20 protein-coding genes are annotated in these 19,190 nt (G+C 72.1%); 3 read left to right on the top strand and 17 right to left on the bottom strand.

Annotation, left to right across the window (positions count from 1 at the left end; translation table 11 throughout):
* Positions 1-63 precede the first annotated feature (63 nt).
* The gene (locus OH804_RS34705; RefSeq protein ID WP_406061883.1) at positions 64-408 is read left to right on the top strand and encodes a hypothetical protein; all 345 of its coding nucleotides are present in this window, start codon (positions 64-66) and stop codon (positions 406-408) included.
* 12 nt (positions 409-420) lie between these two features.
* On the opposite strand, the gene OH804_RS34700 is transcribed toward OH804_RS34705, so the two are convergent.
* The 4 genes from OH804_RS34700 to OH804_RS34685 all read right to left on the bottom strand — a co-directional run bounded on the left by OH804_RS34700 (position 421) and on the right by OH804_RS34685 (position 3,577).
* On the bottom strand, positions 421-888 hold the full coding sequence (locus OH804_RS34700; RefSeq protein ID WP_196919341.1) for a ribose-5-phosphate isomerase: 468 nt from the start codon (positions 886-888) through the stop codon (positions 421-423).
* Positions 889-975: 87 nt separating this feature from the next.
* Positions 976-2,175 carry a DUF1015 family protein gene (locus OH804_RS34695; RefSeq protein WP_406061881.1) on the bottom strand — a complete coding sequence of 400 codons (1,200 nt, stop codon included), beginning with the start codon at positions 2,173-2,175 and terminating at the stop codon, positions 976-978.
* A 78-nt stretch (positions 2,176-2,253) separates the two neighbouring features.
* Complete coding sequence (locus tag OH804_RS34690; RefSeq protein WP_196919343.1) at positions 2,254-2,769, bottom strand: hypothetical protein; 516 nt, start codon at positions 2,767-2,769, stop codon at positions 2,254-2,256.
* A gap of 181 nt (positions 2,770-2,950) precedes the next feature.
* The gene (locus OH804_RS34685; RefSeq protein ID WP_366634536.1) at positions 2,951-3,577 is read right to left on the bottom strand and encodes a DsbA family protein; all 627 of its coding nucleotides are present in this window, start codon (positions 3,575-3,577) and stop codon (positions 2,951-2,953) included.
* 223 nt (positions 3,578-3,800) lie between these two features.
* On the opposite strand from OH804_RS34685, the gene pepN reads away from it, so the two are divergent.
* Entirely contained in the window at positions 3,801-6,350 is a 2,550-nt protein-coding gene (gene pepN, locus OH804_RS34680) for an aminopeptidase N (RefSeq protein WP_406061878.1), read from the top strand.
* 83 nt (positions 6,351-6,433) lie between these two features.
* A complete protein-coding gene (locus OH804_RS34675; RefSeq protein ID WP_406061876.1) occupies positions 6,434-6,997 on the top strand; it encodes a Uma2 family endonuclease in 564 nt (187 codons plus the stop codon).
* 57 nt (positions 6,998-7,054) lie between these two features.
* Here the strand turns inward: OH804_RS34675 and OH804_RS34670 are convergent, their stop codons facing one another.
* The 13 genes from OH804_RS34670 to kynU form a co-directional block, all read right to left on the bottom strand.
* Positions 7,055-7,462: a DUF5130 family protein gene (locus OH804_RS34670; RefSeq protein WP_124856680.1), complete on the bottom strand. Its 408-nt coding sequence runs from the start codon at positions 7,460-7,462 to the stop codon at positions 7,055-7,057.
* Positions 7,449-7,745: a hypothetical protein gene (locus tag OH804_RS34665; RefSeq protein WP_112584149.1), complete on the bottom strand. Its 297-nt coding sequence runs from the start codon at positions 7,743-7,745 to the stop codon at positions 7,449-7,451. The genes OH804_RS34670 and OH804_RS34665 overlap by 14 nt, the downstream gene beginning before the upstream one ends.
* Before the next feature lie 75 nt (positions 7,746-7,820).
* Positions 7,821-9,284 (bottom strand): amidase, encoded by a 1,464-nt coding sequence (locus tag OH804_RS34660; RefSeq protein ID WP_196919347.1) that lies wholly within the window; start codon positions 9,282-9,284, stop codon positions 7,821-7,823.
* Between the two features lie 228 nt (positions 9,285-9,512).
* The gene (locus OH804_RS34655) at positions 9,513-10,520 is read right to left on the bottom strand and encodes an amidohydrolase family protein (RefSeq protein ID WP_196919348.1); all 1,008 of its coding nucleotides are present in this window, start codon (positions 10,518-10,520) and stop codon (positions 9,513-9,515) included.
* Positions 10,520-11,044, bottom strand: a complete 525-nt coding sequence (locus OH804_RS34650) for a 3-hydroxyanthranilate 3,4-dioxygenase (RefSeq protein ID WP_196919349.1) — start codon at positions 11,042-11,044, stop codon at positions 10,520-10,522. The genes OH804_RS34655 and OH804_RS34650 overlap by 1 nt, the downstream gene beginning before the upstream one ends.
* Entirely contained in the window at positions 11,041-11,463 is a 423-nt protein-coding gene (locus OH804_RS34645) for a RidA family protein (RefSeq protein WP_406061873.1), read from the bottom strand. The genes OH804_RS34650 and OH804_RS34645 overlap by 4 nt, the downstream gene beginning before the upstream one ends.
* Positions 11,460-12,233 (bottom strand): 2-keto-4-pentenoate hydratase, encoded by a 774-nt coding sequence (locus OH804_RS34640; protein WP_406061871.1) that lies wholly within the window; start codon positions 12,231-12,233, stop codon positions 11,460-11,462. Before OH804_RS34640 ends, OH804_RS34645 begins: the two co-directional genes overlap by 4 nt.
* On the bottom strand, positions 12,230-13,294 hold the full coding sequence (gene dmpG / locus OH804_RS34635; RefSeq protein ID WP_406061870.1) for a 4-hydroxy-2-oxovalerate aldolase: 1,065 nt from the start codon (positions 13,292-13,294) through the stop codon (positions 12,230-12,232). Before dmpG ends, OH804_RS34640 begins: the two co-directional genes overlap by 4 nt.
* A complete protein-coding gene (locus OH804_RS34630; RefSeq protein ID WP_406061868.1) occupies positions 13,291-14,226 on the bottom strand; it encodes an acetaldehyde dehydrogenase (acetylating) in 936 nt (311 codons plus the stop codon). The genes dmpG and OH804_RS34630 overlap by 4 nt, the downstream gene beginning before the upstream one ends.
* Positions 14,223-15,020, bottom strand: coding sequence for a 2-keto-4-pentenoate hydratase (locus OH804_RS34625; RefSeq protein WP_406061866.1), 798 nt, complete (start codon positions 15,018-15,020; stop codon positions 14,223-14,225). The genes OH804_RS34630 and OH804_RS34625 overlap by 4 nt, the downstream gene beginning before the upstream one ends.
* Before the next feature lie 20 nt (positions 15,021-15,040).
* On the bottom strand, positions 15,041-16,522 hold the full coding sequence (locus OH804_RS34620) for a 2-hydroxymuconic semialdehyde dehydrogenase (RefSeq protein ID WP_196924597.1): 1,482 nt from the start codon (positions 16,520-16,522) through the stop codon (positions 15,041-15,043).
* A gap of 23 nt (positions 16,523-16,545) precedes the next feature.
* The gene (locus OH804_RS34615; protein ID WP_406061864.1) at positions 16,546-17,883 is read right to left on the bottom strand and encodes an FAD-dependent oxidoreductase; all 1,338 of its coding nucleotides are present in this window, start codon (positions 17,881-17,883) and stop codon (positions 16,546-16,548) included.
* Entirely contained in the window at positions 17,880-19,187 is a 1,308-nt protein-coding gene (gene kynU / locus OH804_RS34610) for a kynureninase (protein ID WP_406061862.1), read from the bottom strand. Before kynU ends, OH804_RS34615 begins: the two co-directional genes overlap by 4 nt.
* Between the last annotated feature and the right edge of the window lie 3 nt (positions 19,188-19,190).

The following is a 19,190-nucleotide window of genomic DNA, read 5'->3' as shown; positions in this document are numbered from 1 at the left end:
CCGGCCGGGACGCGAGATCGCGCGACAGTGCCGGATCAGACCCGGCCAGGGTACGGTCGGCTGATGGGTGACCCCGACCGACGACGGCGACGGCTGCGCCACCACGCCGACACCGAGACGGCCAGACCGGGCGCCGACGGCTCGACGGCCAGCACCGCGGGCGTGCATGACGGTGACGACCCGCCGCCGCCACGGCGCAGGAGCACCGGGGGCGACGAGCGCGACGGCGAGCGAGGGCTGCGCGGGTTGGTCGGTTCCGGCTCGTCCCAGGTGGGGCTGAGCGCCGCGCTACGGGCCCGGGACGCGGCCCGCCCCACCGACGACGACCTGGCCGAGGCGGAAGCCCGGGTGGTCGTCGTCCGGCGGAACTGGGTGCCCCGCGAGGAGTTGCCCCGCTCGCCGCGCTGAGCGCCGCACGGGTCAGGGGAGGTCGGGCAGCTTCCGGGTCCGCTCGTACTCGGCCACCTGGGCGATCCGCCGAGCGTGCCGCTCGTTGCCGGAGAACGGCGTGTTCAGGAACGCCTCGACGATCCCGGTCGCCTCGTCCAGCGTGTGCTGACGGGCACCGATGGCGACCACGTTCGCGTCGTTGTGCTGGCGGGCCAGCTGAGCGGTCTCGACGCTCCAGGCCAGCGCGGCGCGGATGCCGGCGACCTTGTTCGCGGCGATCTGCTCACCGTTGCCGGAACCACCGATGACCACTCCGAGGCCCGTCTCGTCGGCCACCACCTGGTCGCCGGTGTGCAGGCAGAACGTGGGGTAGTCGTCGTCCGGGTCGTAGCCGTGCGGGCCGACGTCGACCACGTCGTACCCCTGCATGGCCAGGTGGTTAGCCAGGTGCACCTTCAACTCGAAACCGGCGTGATCGGATCCCAGATAGACGCGCATACCGGGCAGTCTGTCAGGCCGCGCTCGGGGACGTCACAGGGGCGGCGTCCCCGAGCCGAGTTCGTCACACGGTCGTGGGGGTGGTGCTCAGCGCGGCAGCTCGGCGACGACCAGACCGCCGCGCGCCTTCGGGGTGAACCAGGTGCTCTTGCGGGGCATCTTCTCCCTGGCCAGGTTGACCGCGACGAAGTCTGCCACGGTCACCGGCGCGATCAGGATGGCCAACTCGGCCCGCCCGGCGTCGACCTCACCGGTGAGCCAGCTCGCCGGGTAGTCGCCGCCGACGTAGGTGATCCGCTTGTCGCCCGGGTCCAGACCGAGAGCGTCGCGCAGCACCAGCCGCTCGACCAGGGCGTGGTCCAGGTTCTCCAGGCGGGCGGAGGCGGTGGCGGGCAGGCGCACCGCGTACCCCTTGCCGTCTAGGTGGAGGTGCACGGTGCCGCCGGCCGCCGGGACCTCGACCGGGCCGTCGATCGGCTCGACCTCGGCGCCTGCGGCCCGCAGCCGGTCGAGCAGCTCGGCCGGGGTCGTGGTCAGCTCGCTGACCAGCCGGTTGTACGGCTGGATGGCCACCGACGCGGGGGTGGTGACCACGGCCAGGAAGCGCGGCAGCCCGCCGGTCTGGGCGGCCAGGCTGCGGTGGTTGCCGTCCGCGACGACCAGGTCCCCGCCACCGGCGAGAGCGGTCAGCGTGGCCTGCTCCGGGCCCGGGCCGAGCAGCCAGATGGCGTGGGTGCGCCCCGCCTGGTCGGTGTCCGTCGCGGCGGGCGCGCCCGCCGTGTCGGTCGCCGCGGCGAGCGCGGCGTGCAGTTCGTCGCCACGCCCGGTCTGGAGCAGGAGGACGGGTGAGAGCAGGTGACCCAGCGCGTCGGCCAGCGCCACCCGCTCGCGCACCTTGGCGATGAAGACGTCCTCGTTGCGGATGACCAGGCCGGGCTCGTCCGCCCGGGTGGAGATCTGGTCGGTGTCCACCATCGCGAACAGCCCGTACGCCGGCTCCTCACCGGGTGCGCTGATCCGGTAGAGGACCACCACCTCCTCGGCGGGGGTGTAACTGCCGTCGGCCTTGGCCTCGGCGAGGCGGGCCACCGCGTCCGGCAGCGCGTCGAGGAACGACTTGCCCAGGCTCTGCGGGGCGCGGTGCGGCATCTCGATGCCGAGAGCGCTGTGCGGGTTCGACTCGATGATCGCGGTGATCTCCGCGTCGTCGGCGAACTCGTCGTAGTTTTGCGCGCCGGTGCCGCCAGTGGTGACCCAGGCCCGGGTGATCGGATGCACGACCGTCATGCCCACTGACGCTACCGGCGACGGTGTCGCCGCCGACGGGGACCCGCGGGGCGTCCACCAGATGAAAGCCCCGGGTGGTCAGCCGGCACGGTCGGAGGCGCCCCGGCGGTGCTTACCCGCGCTCACCGGCCCGCCGTTGCCGCGTCGACCGGTCCCGATCGGCCCGGTGTTCAGGGCGCGGCGGGGCGACGCTGGTGGCCCCGGCACGGGACGGTCCGGGGGCGGCGTCGGGACGGGCCGTGGGCTCAGCGGCGGCGTCGGCACCGGGCGCGGAGGAGCCGGCGCCGGCGGTGGGGGCGCCGGTTCGGCCGGTGCCGCCCCCGACGGCACCAGCGCCGGCGCATCGGCCGGCACGGCGTCGACGGGCGACGGCAGCGGGTCGATCGACGTGGGCGGGGTGAGCCGGGAGGTCACCGGGACCCGCGCCACGCCCACCACGATGGGCGGCGCGAGCAGATCCACCAGGTGGGCGGGCAGGTCCGGGCGGACCGTAGGCCAACGAGAGTCGTCAACGGACCAGTAGTCCGCGCCGGGACTCTCGATCACCCCCTGCCGGGTCAACTGATCGTCACCGGACGCACGGTGCTTGGCCATCGGGATTTGCCTCCACGAACTGCGGCGTGCGGCCCTGCGGGTCGCTGCGGCGGACACCGAGGGAAACGACGCCCCCCGCCTCCCGGTGACGCCACGACCGTCCGCCGACCTCGGCACCCGACCGGAAACGCCCCCGTCCGTGCAGCTGACGCGGCACGGACGGGGGCGCGGTGGTCATCGCTCAGTCGAAGATCGGGCCCTGCTCGCGGGTGCGCTTGAGCTCGTAGAAGCCCGGGGTACCGGCGACCAGCAGCACGCCGTCCCAGAGTCGACCGGCGGCCTCCCCCTTCGGCGCCGGAGTGATCACCGGGCCGAAGAACGCGACAGGGGTGCCGTCCGGGCCGGGCGCGTGCACGACCGGCGTGCCCACGTCCTGCCCGACCGGGCGCATGCCCGCCTCGTGGCTGGCGCGCAGCGCCTCGTCGTAGTCGGTGCTGTCGGCCGCCGCGGCCAGCGCCGGGTCGAGGCCGGCCTCGGTGAGCGCGGCGACGTACAGCTCCGGGCCCCGTTCCTGCTTCTGTAGGTGGATCCGGGTGCCGAGCGCGGTGTAGAGCGGGCGCAGCACCTCGTTGCCGTGCAGTTGCTCGGCGGCGATGCAGACCCGCACCGGACCCCAGGCGGTCTTCAGGAACTCCTTGTACTCCTCGGGCAGCTCGTCCCGGCCGTCGTTGAGCACGGCAAGGCTCATCACGTGGAAGCGGATGTCCACGTCCCGGACCTGCTCGACCTCGAGCAGCCAGCGGGAGGTGATCCAGGCCCACGGGCAGGCCGGATCGAACCACATGTCGGCGGTGACACGCTCGGTCACGGTGAGATCCTTTCGCGACGGGTGGCGCCGGCGGCGGTCGGCGTCTCAGGAGAATCTTCACCCCGCGGCGCATCGGCCGGCACCCGAATGAGAGCGTGACCTCGGCCACCGCGGGCTGCCCGTACATGGAAGACTCGAATCGGGCCGGCCGTCACGAGCGGTAGGCGAACGGGCGCCGCCGGGCGTACGGCGACATGTGGGATGGAGACGAACAGTGCCGGGAGTGCGCAACCTGACGCAGGTCGAGGCGACCGAGCGGGCACGCCTGCTCAACGTGACGGGGTACGACATCAGTCTGGACCTGTCCACCGCCGTACTGGCGGCCGACGGCCGCACGTTCAGGTCGACGACCGAGGTCCGGTTCCGCTGCTCCGAACCGGGCGCGAGCACCTTCATCGAGTTGGCCGCCGAGTCGGTGCGGTCCGCGACGCTGAACGGCACGCCCGTCGACCTCTCCGACTGGTCCGCCGAGAAGGGCCTGACCCTGTCCGGGTTGGACAGCGACAACGTCCTCGTGGTCGAGGCCGACTTCGGTTACTCCAACAGCGGCCAGGGTCTGCACCGGACGGTCGATCCGGTGGACGGCGAGACGTACCTCTACAGCCAGTTCGAGACGGCCGACGCGCAGCGGGTGTTCGCCTGCTTCGACCAGCCCGACCTGAAGAGCGTCTACACCTGGCACGTCACAGTGCCGGCGCACTGGCGGGCGGTGTCCAACATGCCGGTGCAGCGCGAGGAGCCGGCGGGTGAGGCGCTCAAGACGCTGCACTTCACCGAGTCGCCCCGGATGAGCACCTACATCACGGCGATGTGCGCCGGGCCGTACCACGAGGTGCGCGACGCTCACGACGGCATCGACCTGGGGGTTTTCTGCCGGGCGTCGATGGCGCAGTACCTGGACTCCGACGACCTGTTCCTCATCACCAAGCAGGGCTTCGACTTCTTCCACGAGAAGTTCGGCGTGCGCTACCCGCTGCCGAAGTACGACCAGCTCTGGGTGCCCGACTTCAACGCCGGCGCGATGGAGAACTTCGGCTGCGTGACGCACGCCGAGTCGCACTACCTGTTCCGCTCGCAGGTCACCGACTTCGAGTACGAGCAGCGGGCCAACACGATCCTGCACGAGCTGGCCCACATGTGGTTCGGTGACCTGGTCACCATGCGCTGGTGGAACGACCTGTGGCTGAACGAGTCGTTCGCCGAGTGGGCCAGCCACTGGTGCAACACCAACGCGACCCGGTTCACCGAAGCGTGGACGACCTTCCTGTCCATCCGGAAGAACTGGGGCTACCGGCAGGACCAGCTCTCCTCCACCCACCCGGTCTACACCGAGATGCCGGACATGGAGGCCGTCGAGGTCAACTTCGACGGCATCACCTACGCCAAGGGCGCGAGCGTACTCAAGCAGCTCGTCGCGTACGTGGGTGAGGAGCCGTTCGTGGCTGGGCTGCGGGCCTACTTCGGCAAGCACGCCTGGGGCAACGCCACCTTCGACGACCTGCTCACCGAGCTGGAGGCGGCCTCCGGGCGGGAGCTGCGCAAGTTCGCCGCGCAGTGGTTGGAGACCGCGCAGGTCAACACGCTGCGTCCGGAGGTGACCATCGGGGCGGACGGCACGTACGAGCAGGTGCTGGTACGGCAGGAGGCGCCGGCGGCGTACCCGACGCTGCGCACGCACCGGATCGGCGTGGGCCTGTACGACCTGACCGACGGGCGGCTGGTCCGCCGGGAGCGGTACGAGGTGGACGTGACCGGCGAGCACACCGATCTCGCCCCGCTGCGGGGCGTCCGGGCGGCCGACGTGCTGCTGCTCAACGACGACGACCTCAGCTACACCAAGCTTCGCCTCGACGAGCGCTCGATGGCGACAGTGGTGCAGCACATCGGTGGCTTCGACTCGTCGCTGGCCCGCGCGCTCTGCTGGACCGCCGCATGGGACATGATCCGCGACGCCGAGCTGTCCGCCCGTGACTACGTGGCGTTGACGCTGAGCGGGCTGCCCGCGGAGACCGACATCAACCTGGTCACCGCCACCCTGCGGCAGGCGACCACCGCCCTCACCCTGTACGCCGACCCGGCCTGGGCGCCGACCGGCTGGGCCGACCTGGCCCGTACCGCCCGCGACGCACTCGCCGCCGCCGAGCCCGGCAGCGGGTTCCAGCTGGCCTGGGCCCGTGCGTTCACCTCGGCGGTCCGCTCCGAGGAAGACCTGGCGACGCTGCGCGGTTGGCTGGACGGCACCGGCGTGCCGGCCGGGCTGACCGTCGACACCGAGCTGCGCTGGTCGGTCCTCGCTGCGCTGGTGGCCAACGGTGCCGCCGGGGCCGACGAGGTCGAGGCGGAGCTGAGCGGTGACCGCACGGCCAGCGGCGAGCGGGAGGCCGCGTACGCGCACGCGTTGATGCCGACGGCCGAGAACAAGGCCGCCGTGTGGGCACTGCTCACCGGCCCGGACGCGCTGCCCAACTGGCGGCACCGGGCGCTGTTGCAGGGCTTCGCCCACCCGGCGCAGGTGGAGCTGGTCGCCCCGTACCGGGAGCGGTACTTCGCGGCGGTCGGGCAGGTGTGGGCCACCCGGGACAGCGAGCCGGCGCAGGAGTTCGCCCAGCTGGCGTACCCGACGTACCTGGTGGAGGACGACACGGTGGCGGCCACCGACGCGTGGCTGGCCGGTGACGGGCACCCCGCCCCGCTGCGTCGGCTGGTGGCCGAGGGCCGCGACGGTGTGGTGCGGGCGCTGAAGGCCCGGGCGAAGGACGCCCAGAGCGCCTGAGCAGCTGGTTCGGCCCGGGGCCGGCGTGGGTGGGAGCCCGCGCCGGCCCCGGACGTTATCGTGGCGGGAAGGAGGTGGACGTGATGGCACAGCCGACCGACGAGTGGCGGCCCCTTGCGCGCGCGTGGCGCGAGCAGGACCTGTTCAACCTTCCCGAGGATGGGAACCGCTACGAGATCATCGACGGGAGCCTGCACGTGACCCCACCGGCCGACGACGATCACCACGAGCTGGCCGACAGCATTCGGACGGCCATCGGGTCTGCGGCACCAGACGGGTGGCGGATTATTCGTGAGATCGGGCTGGGGCTGCCGTCGGGCAACCTGATCCCGGATGTGACGGTGCTGAAGCCAAACACCCCACGTGGTGTGCGTTGGCATCAACCGCAGGGCGTCAGTCTCGTTGTCGAAGTGGAGTCGCCGACAAGCCGCCGGCATGACCGCTTCACCAAACCCGGTCTCTACGCTGAAGCGGGGATTCCGCACTACTGGCGTGTGGAGCGAGGCGACTTCGGCCCAATCATCTACCGCTACCGCCTGATCAAGGACGTGCAGTACGAACTGGTCGGCACCATTGGTCCGGACGACGCGGTGACAGTGGATGAGCCGTGGACGATGAGGTTGGACCCGAGCGCCTGGCCTCGCTGAGACGTGAAAGCCCGGCCCGCTGGAGAGCGGGCCGGGCTTTGTCGTACGTGGGAGGGGTCAGCCCTTGCCGGCGTGGCTGGCGAGCTGGTCGAGGCCGTTGATGATGCCGCCGGCCAGGTCACCGCCGCTGAACGCGCCGACCATGGAGAGCGCGGCCAGCTTGGCGTACGTGTCGGGGATGCGCTTTCGGGCGTACCGCCCGGTGATGATCTCCAGCTGACGCTGGTTGGGCGACACCGCGATCAGCACCGACTTGTCGGGCTCGGCGAGCTGACGGTGCAGCCGCTGGGCGTGCTCACGGATCGGCTCGTCGAGACCACCGACGAAGACCGAGAAGACCAGGCCCGTGCCCTTGTCGGCCAGGCGCAGCGCCTCGTCGATGCGCAGCAGCTGGCGGGTCGAGAACGGCCCGTCGAGCACCTCGGGCGGATTTTCCGACCCGGCCTGCTTCTCACCAACGGTCACTTGCGCCTCCGGTTCCACCGGCCGGCGCCTCGACGCTGGCCTGCTCAAGCTTGTGGCTGGTCAGCGCGGGCGCCTGCGCCCCCGCCGTCAGCGCGGTGCCGGCCGAGTCGGCCAGCTGCTCCGGGCGGCCCAGGAACCAGACCGGAGTGAAGTCGAAGGGCCGGCCCGGACGGTAGCGCTTGGCGCCACCGCCACCGCCGGTGGCACCCCCGCGGCTACCGGCGTACGACAGGCCGGCGATGACCAGCACCGCGGCCAACGGGATGCCGACGAAGACCAGCAACGTCTCGGTAACAGACAATCCCAACGCCCCCAGGCGGAAGAAGGACGACCTTGAACAACCGGGTCGGATGGACGCTCATGCCGCCGACCGCCCGACTCCGTCGCCATTCACGTTAGCGGAGTCGACGGCCCGCCAGATTGCGGGGTGCCGATCCCATCCGTCACTGGAGTTCTCCAGTTGCGCAGCGGTAGCGATAAGCCGCGCGTCGTCGCCGTACCGGCCGGTGAGCAGCACCCCGACGGGCAGGCCGTCGGTCGTGATGCCCACCGGCAGGGAGACGGAGGGATCGCCTGTGACGTTGAAGATGGCGCAGTAGGGCGAGAACCGGCGTTGTCTGTCGAAGTCGGCGGCCGGGTCCGCGTCGGCGGTGAACCAGCCGACGGGTGCCTGCGGGGCGGCCAGGGTGGGACAGAGGAGAAGGTCGCAGCCGGCGGTGCGGCGGGTGCCGAGGCGGACCTGGGCCTGCAACTCGCCGAGGGTGGCGGCCAGGGTGCCGGCGGAGAGCTCGGCGCCCCGGGCCCGGAGCAGCCGGGTCAACGGCAGCAACTCCACCTCCCGCTGCGGCGGCACCGGGGAGAGCGCCAACACGTACCAGAGGGTCTCGAACAGCGGCCACACCGCCGGCCCGAGCGGCGGTGGCACCTCGACCACCTCGTGGCCGGCCGCCGTGAGCAGCGCGGCGGCCCGGTCCACGGCGGCCACGCAGTCGGGGTGCACCGGCTCGTCGGCGAGCATCGGCGTGGTGAATCGGCCGATCCGCAGCGGGCCGGGCTCGGCCTGACGCGCGACGGCCAGGTAGCCGCCGGGCGGCGCGGGCGGCGGCAGGTAGGGCTCGCCGGGCACCGGAACGGCCATGACGTCGAGCAGCGCGGCGACGTCGGTGACCGTCCGGCCGAGCGGGCCGCTGGTGGGCAGGCCGAACGCGCCGGAGCCGATCGGGCCGCCGGAGACGAGGCCCCGGCTGGGTTTGTAGCCGACCAGGCCGCAGAGCGACGCCGGGATGCGCAGCGACCCACCGCCGTCGGACCCCTGGGCGACCGGGACCAGCCCGGCCGCGACCGCCGCCGCCGCGCCTCCGCTGGACCCGCCCGCTGTGTACGCCAGTTGCCACGGGTTGCGGGCCGGCGGCGCGACCCGGCCCTCCGAGTAGAGCGAACAGCCCAGCTCGGAGGTGGTCGTCTTGCCGAGGCTGACCAGACCGGCGGCCTTGATGAACCGGACCACGTCGGCGTCGACCGGCGGGACGAAGTCGAGGAAGGCGGCCGAACCGAAGGTGGTGCGGATCCCGGCGGTGAGGGTCAGGTCCTTGATCGCGGTCGGCACGCCGTGCAGCGGGCCGCGCTCCCCGATCGGTGCCGCGTCGGCGGCGCGTGCGGCCTGCCGGGCGAGGTCCGGTGTGACGGTGACGAACGCGCCCACGGTGTCGCCGAGGGCCGCCACCCGGCGCAGAGCGTGCTCGACCAGGTCGACGCTGGACAGCTCGCCGCGGGCGATCGCGGCGGCCTGCTCCAACGCGGTCAGGTCGTGCGGCTCGGCCATGCCCTCATCCTGCCCGCTGGGAGCGGCTGTCGGCGGGCCGACACGGCGTCGGCCTCTGCGGCGGCGCCGGTATCCGCCGACCCGCAGTATCGGCCGCGCCGCCAACCGCACCTCCCTGCCGTGCCCTTTGCTCTGCTTCAACGGACGCAACAGCAGGCGTCCGATTACCGGACACGGGGCGTTGCGTGGGGTGAAGCAGAGCAAAGGCAGCGGAACAGGGGTACGCCCTCAGCGCGGCCCGTGCAGGAAGCGCAGGGCGTTGGTGGACAGGAGCTTGTCGCGTTGGGCGTCGGTGAGGAAGTCGGCCGCGTGGACCACCGCGCCGGACGGCCGTTCGCCCAGCGGGTACGGGTAGTCGCTGCCGACCAGCACCCGGTCCTCCCCCAACGTGTCGACCAGCAGCCGTAGCGCGGGCGGCGCGAAGACCACCGAGTCGACGCTGAACCGGTCGAGGTAGCTGCTGGGCGGGCCGGCGGACGCGCCCCGGACCAGGTCGCCACGGCGGTGCCAGGCGTTGTCCGCGCGGCCGAGCCAGAACGGGAAGCTGCCGCCGCCGTGCGCGAAGCAGATCCGCAGCGTCTCGGGCACCCGGTCGAAGACGCCGCCGAGGATCATCGCCAGCACCGACAGGTGCGTCTCGGCGGGCATCCCGGTGAGCCACCGGGCCATCCAGCGGTCCAGTCGCGGCCCGCCCGGCATGTCCCACGGGTGGACGAAGACGGGGGCGCCCACTTCGGCACAGTGCTGGAGGAAGGTGACCACGCCGGCGTCGTCCAGGTCCCGGTCGCCGACGTGGTTGCCGATCTCCACGCCCACGTGCCCGGCGGCGAGGCTGCGGTCCAACTCGGCGCAGGCGGCGTCCGGGTCCTGGAGTGGCACCTGGCAGAACGGCACCAGACGGTCACCTCCGGCCGCTGTGACCTCCAGGGTCAGGTCGTTGAAGATCCGGGCGACCTTCACCGCCTGGTCGGCCGGACGGTCGTAGCTGAAGAAGACCGGTGTGGGTGAGACCACCTGCACGGCAACGCCGTCGGCGTCCATGTCGGCCAGTCGGCGCGACGCGTCCCAGCACTCGGCGCCGACCGGGCGGAACTCCGTCTCCCCCACCATGATCATGGCGGCCCGCTCGGAGTCCACCCGCAACCACGGCCAACCGGACCCGCCGCACGCCGCGCCGAGGTCCGGCCAACCCTTCGGTACGACGTGCGTGTGCACGTCGACAACGCCTGCCGGCATCAGCCCTTGCCCGGGTGCAGGGTGCCGCAGTTGGCGCAGGTGCGCGCCTGCTCATCGGCGTAGAACGCCTGGAACACCGGGGGCAGATCGGCGGCGATGTCGCGGACCTGCAACTCCACCTCGTGCACCTTGTTGCCGCACTCCGGGCAGTACCACTGGAACGTCTCCAGGGTGCCCTCCTCGCGGACCCGCTCGACCACAACGCCGATCGAGCCGGCCTCCGGCCGCTGCGGCGAGTGCGGGGTGTTGCGCGGCAACATCCACATCTGACCCTCGCGCACGTGCACCGTACGCGGCCCCTCCGGGGTCATCAGGTTGATGTGCATGTTGCCCTTGACCTGGTAGAAGAACTCCTCGTACGGGTCCACGTGGAAGTCGGTGCGCTGGTTGGGCCCGCCCACCACCATCACGATGAAGTCGTCCCCGCCGGGGAACATCTCCTTGTTGCCCACCGGGGGCTTCAACAGGTGCTGGTTGTCCGCGATCCAGCCCGGAAAGCTGAACGGCTCGGCGATCTCACTCACGACTGACCTCCCGAGGGAAGAAGGGCCACGGCCTGGATTTCGATCAGCAGGTGCGGGTGCGGCAGTTGGTGCACCGCCACCGTCGTACGGGTCGGTCCGGAGGCGTCGAAGAACTCGGCCCACACCTCGTTGTAACCACCGAAGTCGTTCATGTTGACCAGGTACGTCGTCACCTGGACCAGGTCGGTGAGGTCCGCGCCGACCGACCGCAGCAGATCCCCGATGTTCTCGATGACGGCCCGCGTCTGCACCCGGATGTCGAGGTTGGTGGTGCCGAACCCGTCCACCTCCACACCGGCGAAGGTGTTGTCCGGGCGCCGAGACGACGTACCGGAGACGAAGACGAACCCACCGGCGACCTTGACGTGCGGAAAAGCCCCCCGCGGGACGGCCTTCCCGGCCACCACCCGGGCGGTCACGACGACGCCCGCAGCGAGGCTGTGCCGAGCTTCTCGACGACGGCACGAACGTGGGCGCCGGGACGCAGCGGAACAGCCGCGGTGGCGGCACCGGCCAGGAACACCCAGCCGGACTCCAGCCGCACCCCGTGCCGACCGGCCAGCCGGATGCCCTCGTCGAGCGCCCGGCGCGGGTCACCGAGGATCGCCGCCGTGGAGCCGACCTGCGCCACCCGCCCGTCGACCTCCAGCAGCACACCCAGGTTGTCCAGCCCTGCCGGCACCGGCGACCACGGCCCGATCACGAAGGCGGCGGCCGAGGTGTTGTCCGCGATCACGTCCGGCAACGAGAACCGGAAGTCCGCGTACCGGGAGTCGATCAACTCGATGGCCGGGGCGACCGCGCGGACCGCCGTGGCGAAGTCGCCGACAGGCTCACCCGGCTCGGGCAGCCGGTCCAGCAGGAAGGCCACCTCCGGCTCGACCCGGGGATGGATGTACGCGGCCGGGTCCACGGCACCGCCGTCGGGCACCCGCATCGCGTTGGTGAGCCGTCCCCAGATCACCTCGTCCACGCCGACCTGGGCCATCTTCGCCCTGCTGGTCAGCCCCATCTTCAACCCGACCAGCCGCTCACCGGCGTTCAGCCGGCGTTGCAGCAGCGCGGCCTGCACGGCGTACGCGGTGTCCACGTCGAGGCCGGTCTCGGCGGCGAGTTGCGGGATCGCGGTGGCCGTGTCGGCCGCCGCGCCCAACTTCTCGGCGATCCCCGTGACGTCCGGTCCGATCATGACTGTTGCTCCTTGCCGGCCAGGTCGAGTGCCACGTCCACGATCATGTCCTCCTGGCCGCCCACCATCCGGCGGCGGCCCAGCTCGACCAGGATCGACCGGACGTCCACCCCGTACTTGGTGGAGGCCCGCTCGGCGTGCCGCAGGAAGCTCGAGTAGACCCCGGCGTAGCCGAGGGAGAGGGTTTCCCGGTCCACCTGGACCGGCCGGTCCTGGAGCGGGCGGACGATGTCGTCGGCGGCGTCCATCAGCGCGAACACGTCACAGCCGTGCTTCCAGCCGTGCAGCTCGGCGACCGCGACGAAGACCTCCAACGGGGCGTTGCCGGCGCCCGCGCCCATACCGGCGAGGGAGGCGTCGACGCGGACGGTCCGGCCGTGCACCGCGTCGGGGCCGACCGGCGCGGAGCCGGTGACCCGGCCGTGCTCGACGGCGAGCACGCTGTTGGCCACCCCGAGCGACAGGTTGTGGTGCGCGTGGATGCCGATCTGCGTCTCCGGAGCGAGGACCTGCCGGTACGCGTCGACCCGCTGCGCCACGTCGGACATCAGCAGCCGGCCGCCGGAGTCGGTGACGTAGACGCAGTGCGCCCCGTACGACTCCATGAGCTTGGCCTGCCCGGCCAGCCCGGCCGGGTCGAACATGTGCGACATCATCAGGAACCCGGCCACGTCCATGCCGTTCTCCCGGGCCCAGGAGATGTGCTGGGCGGAGATGTCCGCCTCCGTGCAGTGGGTGGCGATCCGGACGCTGGTCACCCCGAGTGCCTTGGCTGCCTTCAGGTCGGCGATCGTGCCGATGCCCGGCAGCAGCAGGGTGGTGAGTTTCGCCGTGGTCAGCACCTCGGCAGCCGCGGAGATCCACTCCGCGTCGCTGGCGGCGCCGTGGCCGTAGTTGACGCTGGAGCCGGCGAGGCCGTCACCGTGCGCCACCTCGATGGCGGCCACCCCGGCGCCGTCCAGCGCGGCGGCGATGGTGCGTACCTGGTCGACCGTGTACTGGTGGGCGACGGCGTGCATGCCGTCGCGCAGCGTCACGTCCTGGATGTACAGGTCGGTCATGGCGCGGCCACCTCCGGAGAACGCAGGGCGACCAGCCGTTCCGCGGTGCGCAGCGCGGCGGAGGTCATGATGTCCAGGTTCCCGGCGTACGCGGGCAGGTAGTGCCCGGCCCCGGAGACCTCCAGGAAGACCGACACCTGGAGGGCGGTGAGCCGCCGACCGAACGTCGGCAGGTACGCCTCCACCCTGTCGAACTGCACGTCCTGCTTGAGCCGGTAGCCGGGGACGTACTCCTGCACGGCCGCCACCATCTCGGCGACCGAGGCGGCGATGGCCTCGGTGTCGGCGTCGGCGTCCGGGCAGAGGCAGTAGACGGTGTCCCGCATCAGCAGCGGCGGGTCCGCCGGGTTCAGCACGATGATCGCCTTGCCCCGCTCGGCACCGCCCACCACCTCGATGGCGCGGGCCGTGGTCTCGGTGAACTCGTCGATGTTGGCCCTGGTGCCCGGCCCGGCGGACTTCGACGCGATCGACGCGACGATCTCCCCGTACGCCACCGGGGTGACCCGGCGCACCGCGGCGACGATCGGCACCGTGGCCTGACCGCCGCAGGTCACCATGTTGACGTTCGGTTCGTGCAGGTGCTCGTCAAGGTTGACCGGCGGCACCACGTACGGGCCGAGCGCGGCCGGGGTCAGGTCGACCACAGTGCGGCCGTGGGCGCGCAGCACCTCGTCGTGGCGTCGGTGCGCGCCGGCCGAGGTGGCGTCGAACACCAGCTCGACATCGGCGAACTCGGGCATCGCCACGAGCCCGTCCACTCCGTCGGCGGTGGTGGCGACGCCGAGCCGGCGAGCGCGCGCCAGCCCGTCGGAGGCCGGGTCGATGCCGGCCATCGCCACCATGCGCAGGCTGTCACTCAGCCGCAACACCTTGATCATCAGGTCGGTCCCGATGTTTCCCGACCCCAGCACCGCCACGTTGGTGGTCACTCGCCGCCCCTGTCGCTGAAGGATGTCCGCACCGAGCCGAGCCCGGAGATCCGGGCCTCGTACGCGGCTCCCGGGGTGACCGGCACCATCGGGCCGAGCGCCCCGGAGAGCACCACGTCCCCGGCGCGCAGCGGGTCGCCGGCGCGGGCCAGGGTGCCGGCCAGCCACTGCAGGGCGTGCAGCGGGTTACCCAGGCAGGCGGCGCCGGCGCCCACCGAGACCGGCTCGCCGGCGTGCTCCAGCACCATCCCGCACAGTCGCAGGTCGACGTCGGCGAGTAGGCGCGGCGTGGTGCCGAGCACGAAGAGCCCGCTGGACGCGTTGTCGGCGACGGTGTCCACTATGGAGATGTCCCAGGCGGCGATGCGGGAGTCGACGATCTCGATCGCCGGCAGCACGTGGTCGACAGCGCGGATCAGGTCGACAGTGGTGAGCTGCGGGTTCGAGAGATCCTTGTCGAGCACGAAGGCGATCTCCGCCTCGACGCGGGGCTGGAGCAGCCGGTCGATGGGCACCTCGACCCCGTCACCGACCGCCATGGCGTCGGTCAGCATGCCGAAGTCCGGCTGGAACACCCCGAAGGTCTCCTGCACGGCCCGGGAGGTCAACCCGATCTTCGCGCCGACCCGGCGTTCGCCGCGGCCCTGCCAGGCCCGCGCCTGGAGCTGCTGCACCCGGTACGCGGCCTCGACGTCGCCCTCCGGCAGCAGCCGGCCCCGAAGTGGTGCGCACGGCTTGCCGGTGCTGCGCGCGTCGGCCAACTCCCGGTTGGCGGCCTCGATGTCAACTTCCATGCCCGCTCCCTCGCTACGGCTCACGACAGGTCCACGCAGACGTTCGTGAGTTCGGAGTAGAAGTTCAGCGAGTGCACACCGCCCTCGCGACCGATCCCGGACGCCTTCACCCCGCCGAACGGGGTGCGCAGGTCACGCAGGAACCAGGTGTTGACCCAGACGATGCCCGCGTCGAGCCGGGCGCCGGCCCGGTGCGCGACGCCCACGTCCCGGGTCCACACGGTCGCCGCCAGGCCGTACTCGGTGCCGTTGGCGAGGGCGTACGCCTCGTCCTCGGTGTCGAACGGCGCGACGTGCACCACCGGGCCGAAGATCTCCTCCCGGTTGGTGCGGGCGTCCGGGCCGAGCCCGGTGAGCACCGTCGGCTGCACGTACGACCCGCCGTCGCGGGTGTCGCCGAAGGTGGGCGTGCCGCCACCGGTGAGCACCTCGGCGCCCTCGGAGCGGGCCAGCTCGTACGCGCCGAGCACCTTCGCCCGGTGCTGGTGGGAGATCAGCGGCATGGTGGCGGTGGCCTCGTCGGTCGGCCACCCGTACGCCAGCTCGCCGGCCCGCTTCGCCAGCCGGGCGGTGAACTCCTCGAAGACGGGGCGCTGCACGTAGATGCGCTCGGTGCAGAGGCACACCTGCCCGCCGTTGGTGAAGCTGGACCGCACCGAGCCGGCCACCGCGGCGTCCAGGTCGGCGTCGGCGAAGACCAGGCCGGCGTTCTTGCCACCGAGTTCGAAGCTCACCGCCTTCACCCCGTCGGCGGCGGCCCGCATGATCGCGCCACCGGTGGCCGACTCGCCGGTGAAGGTGATGGCGTCGACGCCGGGGTGGCGGGTGAGGAACTCGCCCGCCGAGTCCGGTCCGAAGCCGTGCACCAGGTTGAACACCCCGGCCGGTACGCCAGCGGCGGCCATCACCTCGGCGAGCACCGTCGCCGAGGCGGGCGTCTCCTCGCTGGGCTTGACCACGACGGCGTTGCCGCAGGCCAGCGCCGGAGCCACCTTCCAGGTGAGCAGCAGCAGCGGCAGGTTCCACGGCACGATGACCGCGACCACGCCGACCGGCTTGCGCAGCGCGTAGTTGAGCGCCCGGCCACCGGTCGGGGTGACAGTCGTGAACGACTCGGTGGGGGCGGTCGCGACGATCTCCGCGAACGCCCGGAAGTTCGCCGCGCCACGCGGGATGTCCAGAGTGCGGGCCTGGGCGATGGACTTGCCGGTGTCGGCGACCTCGGCGGTGACCAGGTCGTCGAAGCGTCGCTCCAACTCGTCGGCGACGCGGCGCAGCACCTCGGCGCGCTCACGCTCCCCCATCCGGCCCCACGGCCCCCGCAGTGCCGCGCGGGCGGCGGCCACCGCGTCGTCGACAGTGGACCGCGACGCCTCGTCGACCTCGAAGACCTGATCCCCGGTGACCGGGCTGGCCTTGGTGAACGTCGGCCCGCCGTCGACGAACTCGCCGGCGACGAAGTTGCGCAACCGCTGCGGGCCACCCGGCGCGTGGCCGGCCATCAGTCGCGGGTCCCACAGGCCGGTCATTCTTGCCTCCCTCGGCTCAGTGCCGCGCCGATCGCGCCGACCAGCAGCAGCGCGGCCCCGCCGACGACCGCCCCGAGCACCCGGTGCTGTCGGCGCACCCGGCGGCGAACCTCCGCGTACGGGGTGGTGGAGAACGACACCAGCTCGTACTGGGAAACGTACCGGCCGGGCAGGGCCCGTTCCAGTGCGTGCTCCACCCGCCGCCGGGTCTGGAAGACCGGGGAGGCGACCTTGTCCCGCATCTCCACGAAGTTGGTCAACGCCATCGTCGCGATGGCCTCCGCGTTCTCCTGTCGACGCCGCTGGAACAGGGGCAGCGCCGCCAACCAGTCGTCGGCGCACTCGTCCAGGCAGCGGTCCAGCTCCACCACGTCCTCGAAGGCGCAGTTGGCGCCCTGGCCGTAGAACGGCACGATGGCGTGCGCCGCGTCGCCGAGCAGGCCGACCTTCCCGTTGACCTGCCAGGGCGTGCAACGCACGGTGCCGAGCACGCCCACCGGGTTGTGCTGGTAGTCGTCGACCAGGTTCGGGGCCAGCGGGACCACGTCCGGGTAGTGCTCGGTGAAGTGCCGTTCGATCTCCGCCGGGCTGGTCAGCGAGGCGAAGCTGCCGGCACCGTCGTTGGGCCAGAACAGCGTGCAGGTGAAGGAGCGGTCCGGGTTCGGCAGGGCGATCATCATCGAGGTGCCCCGGGGCCAGATGTGCAGCGCGTCCGGGTCCAGGGCGAAGTCCCCGCCCAGCGGCGGAATCGTCAGCTCCTTGTAGCCGTAGTCGAGGAAGTCGACGCTCTCGTCCAGCAGCCCGTACGCCAGCAGTTGCCCCCGCACCGCGGAGCCGGCGCCGTCGGCACCCAGCACGACCGACGCTTTCGCCGCGACCGGACCCTGCGGGGTATCGAAGCTCAGGGCGCCGTCGGTCGGGTCGAGCCCGACCAGCCGGTGGTCGAAGACGACCCGCACCCCGGGAAGCGCGGCGGCCTCGTCCAGCAGGGCGTTGTTCAGCGCACCGCGGCTGATCGAGTTGATCGCCCGGTCGCCGGCCGCGCTGTACGACTGGAACTGCTGCTCGCCCTCGACCGGGTGGATCATCCGGCCGCGCATCGGCAGTGCGTCGGTCATCACCTGCTCGGCCAGCCCGATCCGGCGCAACGCGTCCAGGCCGCGTTCGGAGAGCGCCAGGTTGATCGAGCGACCGCGTTCGGCGGTGCCGGCGCGCGGGTCGGAGCGGCGCTCGTAGAGGGCCACCGGGTAGCCGCGCCGGGCCAGGAAGCAGGCTGCCAGGCAGCCGGCCAACCCGGCGCCGATGATCGCGATCTCGTCCCGCCGAGCCGTCATGAGGTCGCCCCCACAGTCGCGGCCAGCGCGGCGGCGGCACGCCAGCAGTCGAGGTACGTGGAGTACAGCGGCACCGGGGCGAACCGCACGACGTCGGGTTCGCGGGCGTCGGCGATGACCCCGTGCTCGTACCGGAGGCGTTTGGTCAGCTCGTTGGCGCTGCCGGAGCCGATGCGCACGGAGAGCTGGCAGCCACGCCGAGCCGGGTCGCGCGGGGTGACCACCCGCAGCGGCCGGCCGACTGTCACCTCGTCGAACAGCGACTCCAACCAACCGGTGAGACGCTGGCTGCGGGCGCGCAGCGCGGTCATCCCCACCGCGTCGAACAGCTCCAGCGAGGTACGCACCGGGCCCATCGCGAAGATCGGCGGGTTGGAGATCTGCCAGGCCTCCACTGTGGCCGGTGGCCGGGACACCGGCGTCATCTCGAACCGGGTGGCCGCCGCGGTGCTCCACCACCCCTCGAACCGGGGCAGGTTCTCGTCGCCGAGGTGCCGCTCGTGCACGAAGACGCCCGCCAGGGCACCCGGCCCCGAGTTCAGGTACTTGTAGGAGCACCAGGCGGCGAAGTCGACGTCCCAGTCGTGCAGGGCCAACGGCACGTTGCCGACCGCGTGGGCCAGGTCCCACCCGACCACAGCGCCGGCGGCCCGGCCGGCAGCCGTGATCGCCGGGATGTCCAACAGCTCGCCGGTGAGGTAGTTGACCCCGCCGAGCAGCAGCAGCGCCACGCGGTCGCCCTCGGCGGCCAGGTAGTCGGTCACGTCCTCGGTGCGCAGGGCGTCCTCACCCGCGCGCGGACGCAGCCGGACCACGGCGTCGTCCGGGTCCAGGCCGTGGAACCGGGCCTGGCTGCGCACGGCGTAACTGTCCGAGGGGAACGCGGCGTCCTCGATGACGATGCGGGTGCGTGCGCCGGCCGGTCGGTAGAAACTCACCATCAGCAGGTGCAGGTTGACAGTGAGCGAGTTCATCACCACGGCCTCGGCGGGCCGGGCGCCGACCAGTCGCGCGGCCGGCCCGGTCAACAGCTCGTGGTACGGCAGCCAGGGGCGCTCCGCCTCCAGGTGCCCCTCCACGCCGAGCCGCCCCCACGCGTCAAGGTCGGCCAGGAGTTCGTCGCGGGTGGCCCGAGGTTGCAGGCCGAGCGAGTTGCCGGCCAGGTACGCCGACTCGGGGTGGTCGCCACCGTCGGCCGGCGGCACGTGGAACAGGTGCCGGTGGCCGGGGTCGGCCTCGTCGCGGCGACGCGCTTCCGCTTCGCCAGCGGCGAAGCCCAGCAGCTCAGCTTCTGGGGTCGTCATTGC

This window comes from Micromonospora sp. NBC_00860 (assembly GCF_045207375.1).
GTDB lineage: Bacteria > Actinomycetota > Actinomycetes > Mycobacteriales > Micromonosporaceae > Micromonospora > Micromonospora vinacea.
Note: the sequence above shows the minus strand (reverse complement) of the source record. Positions and strands in the feature narration are given on the sequence as shown.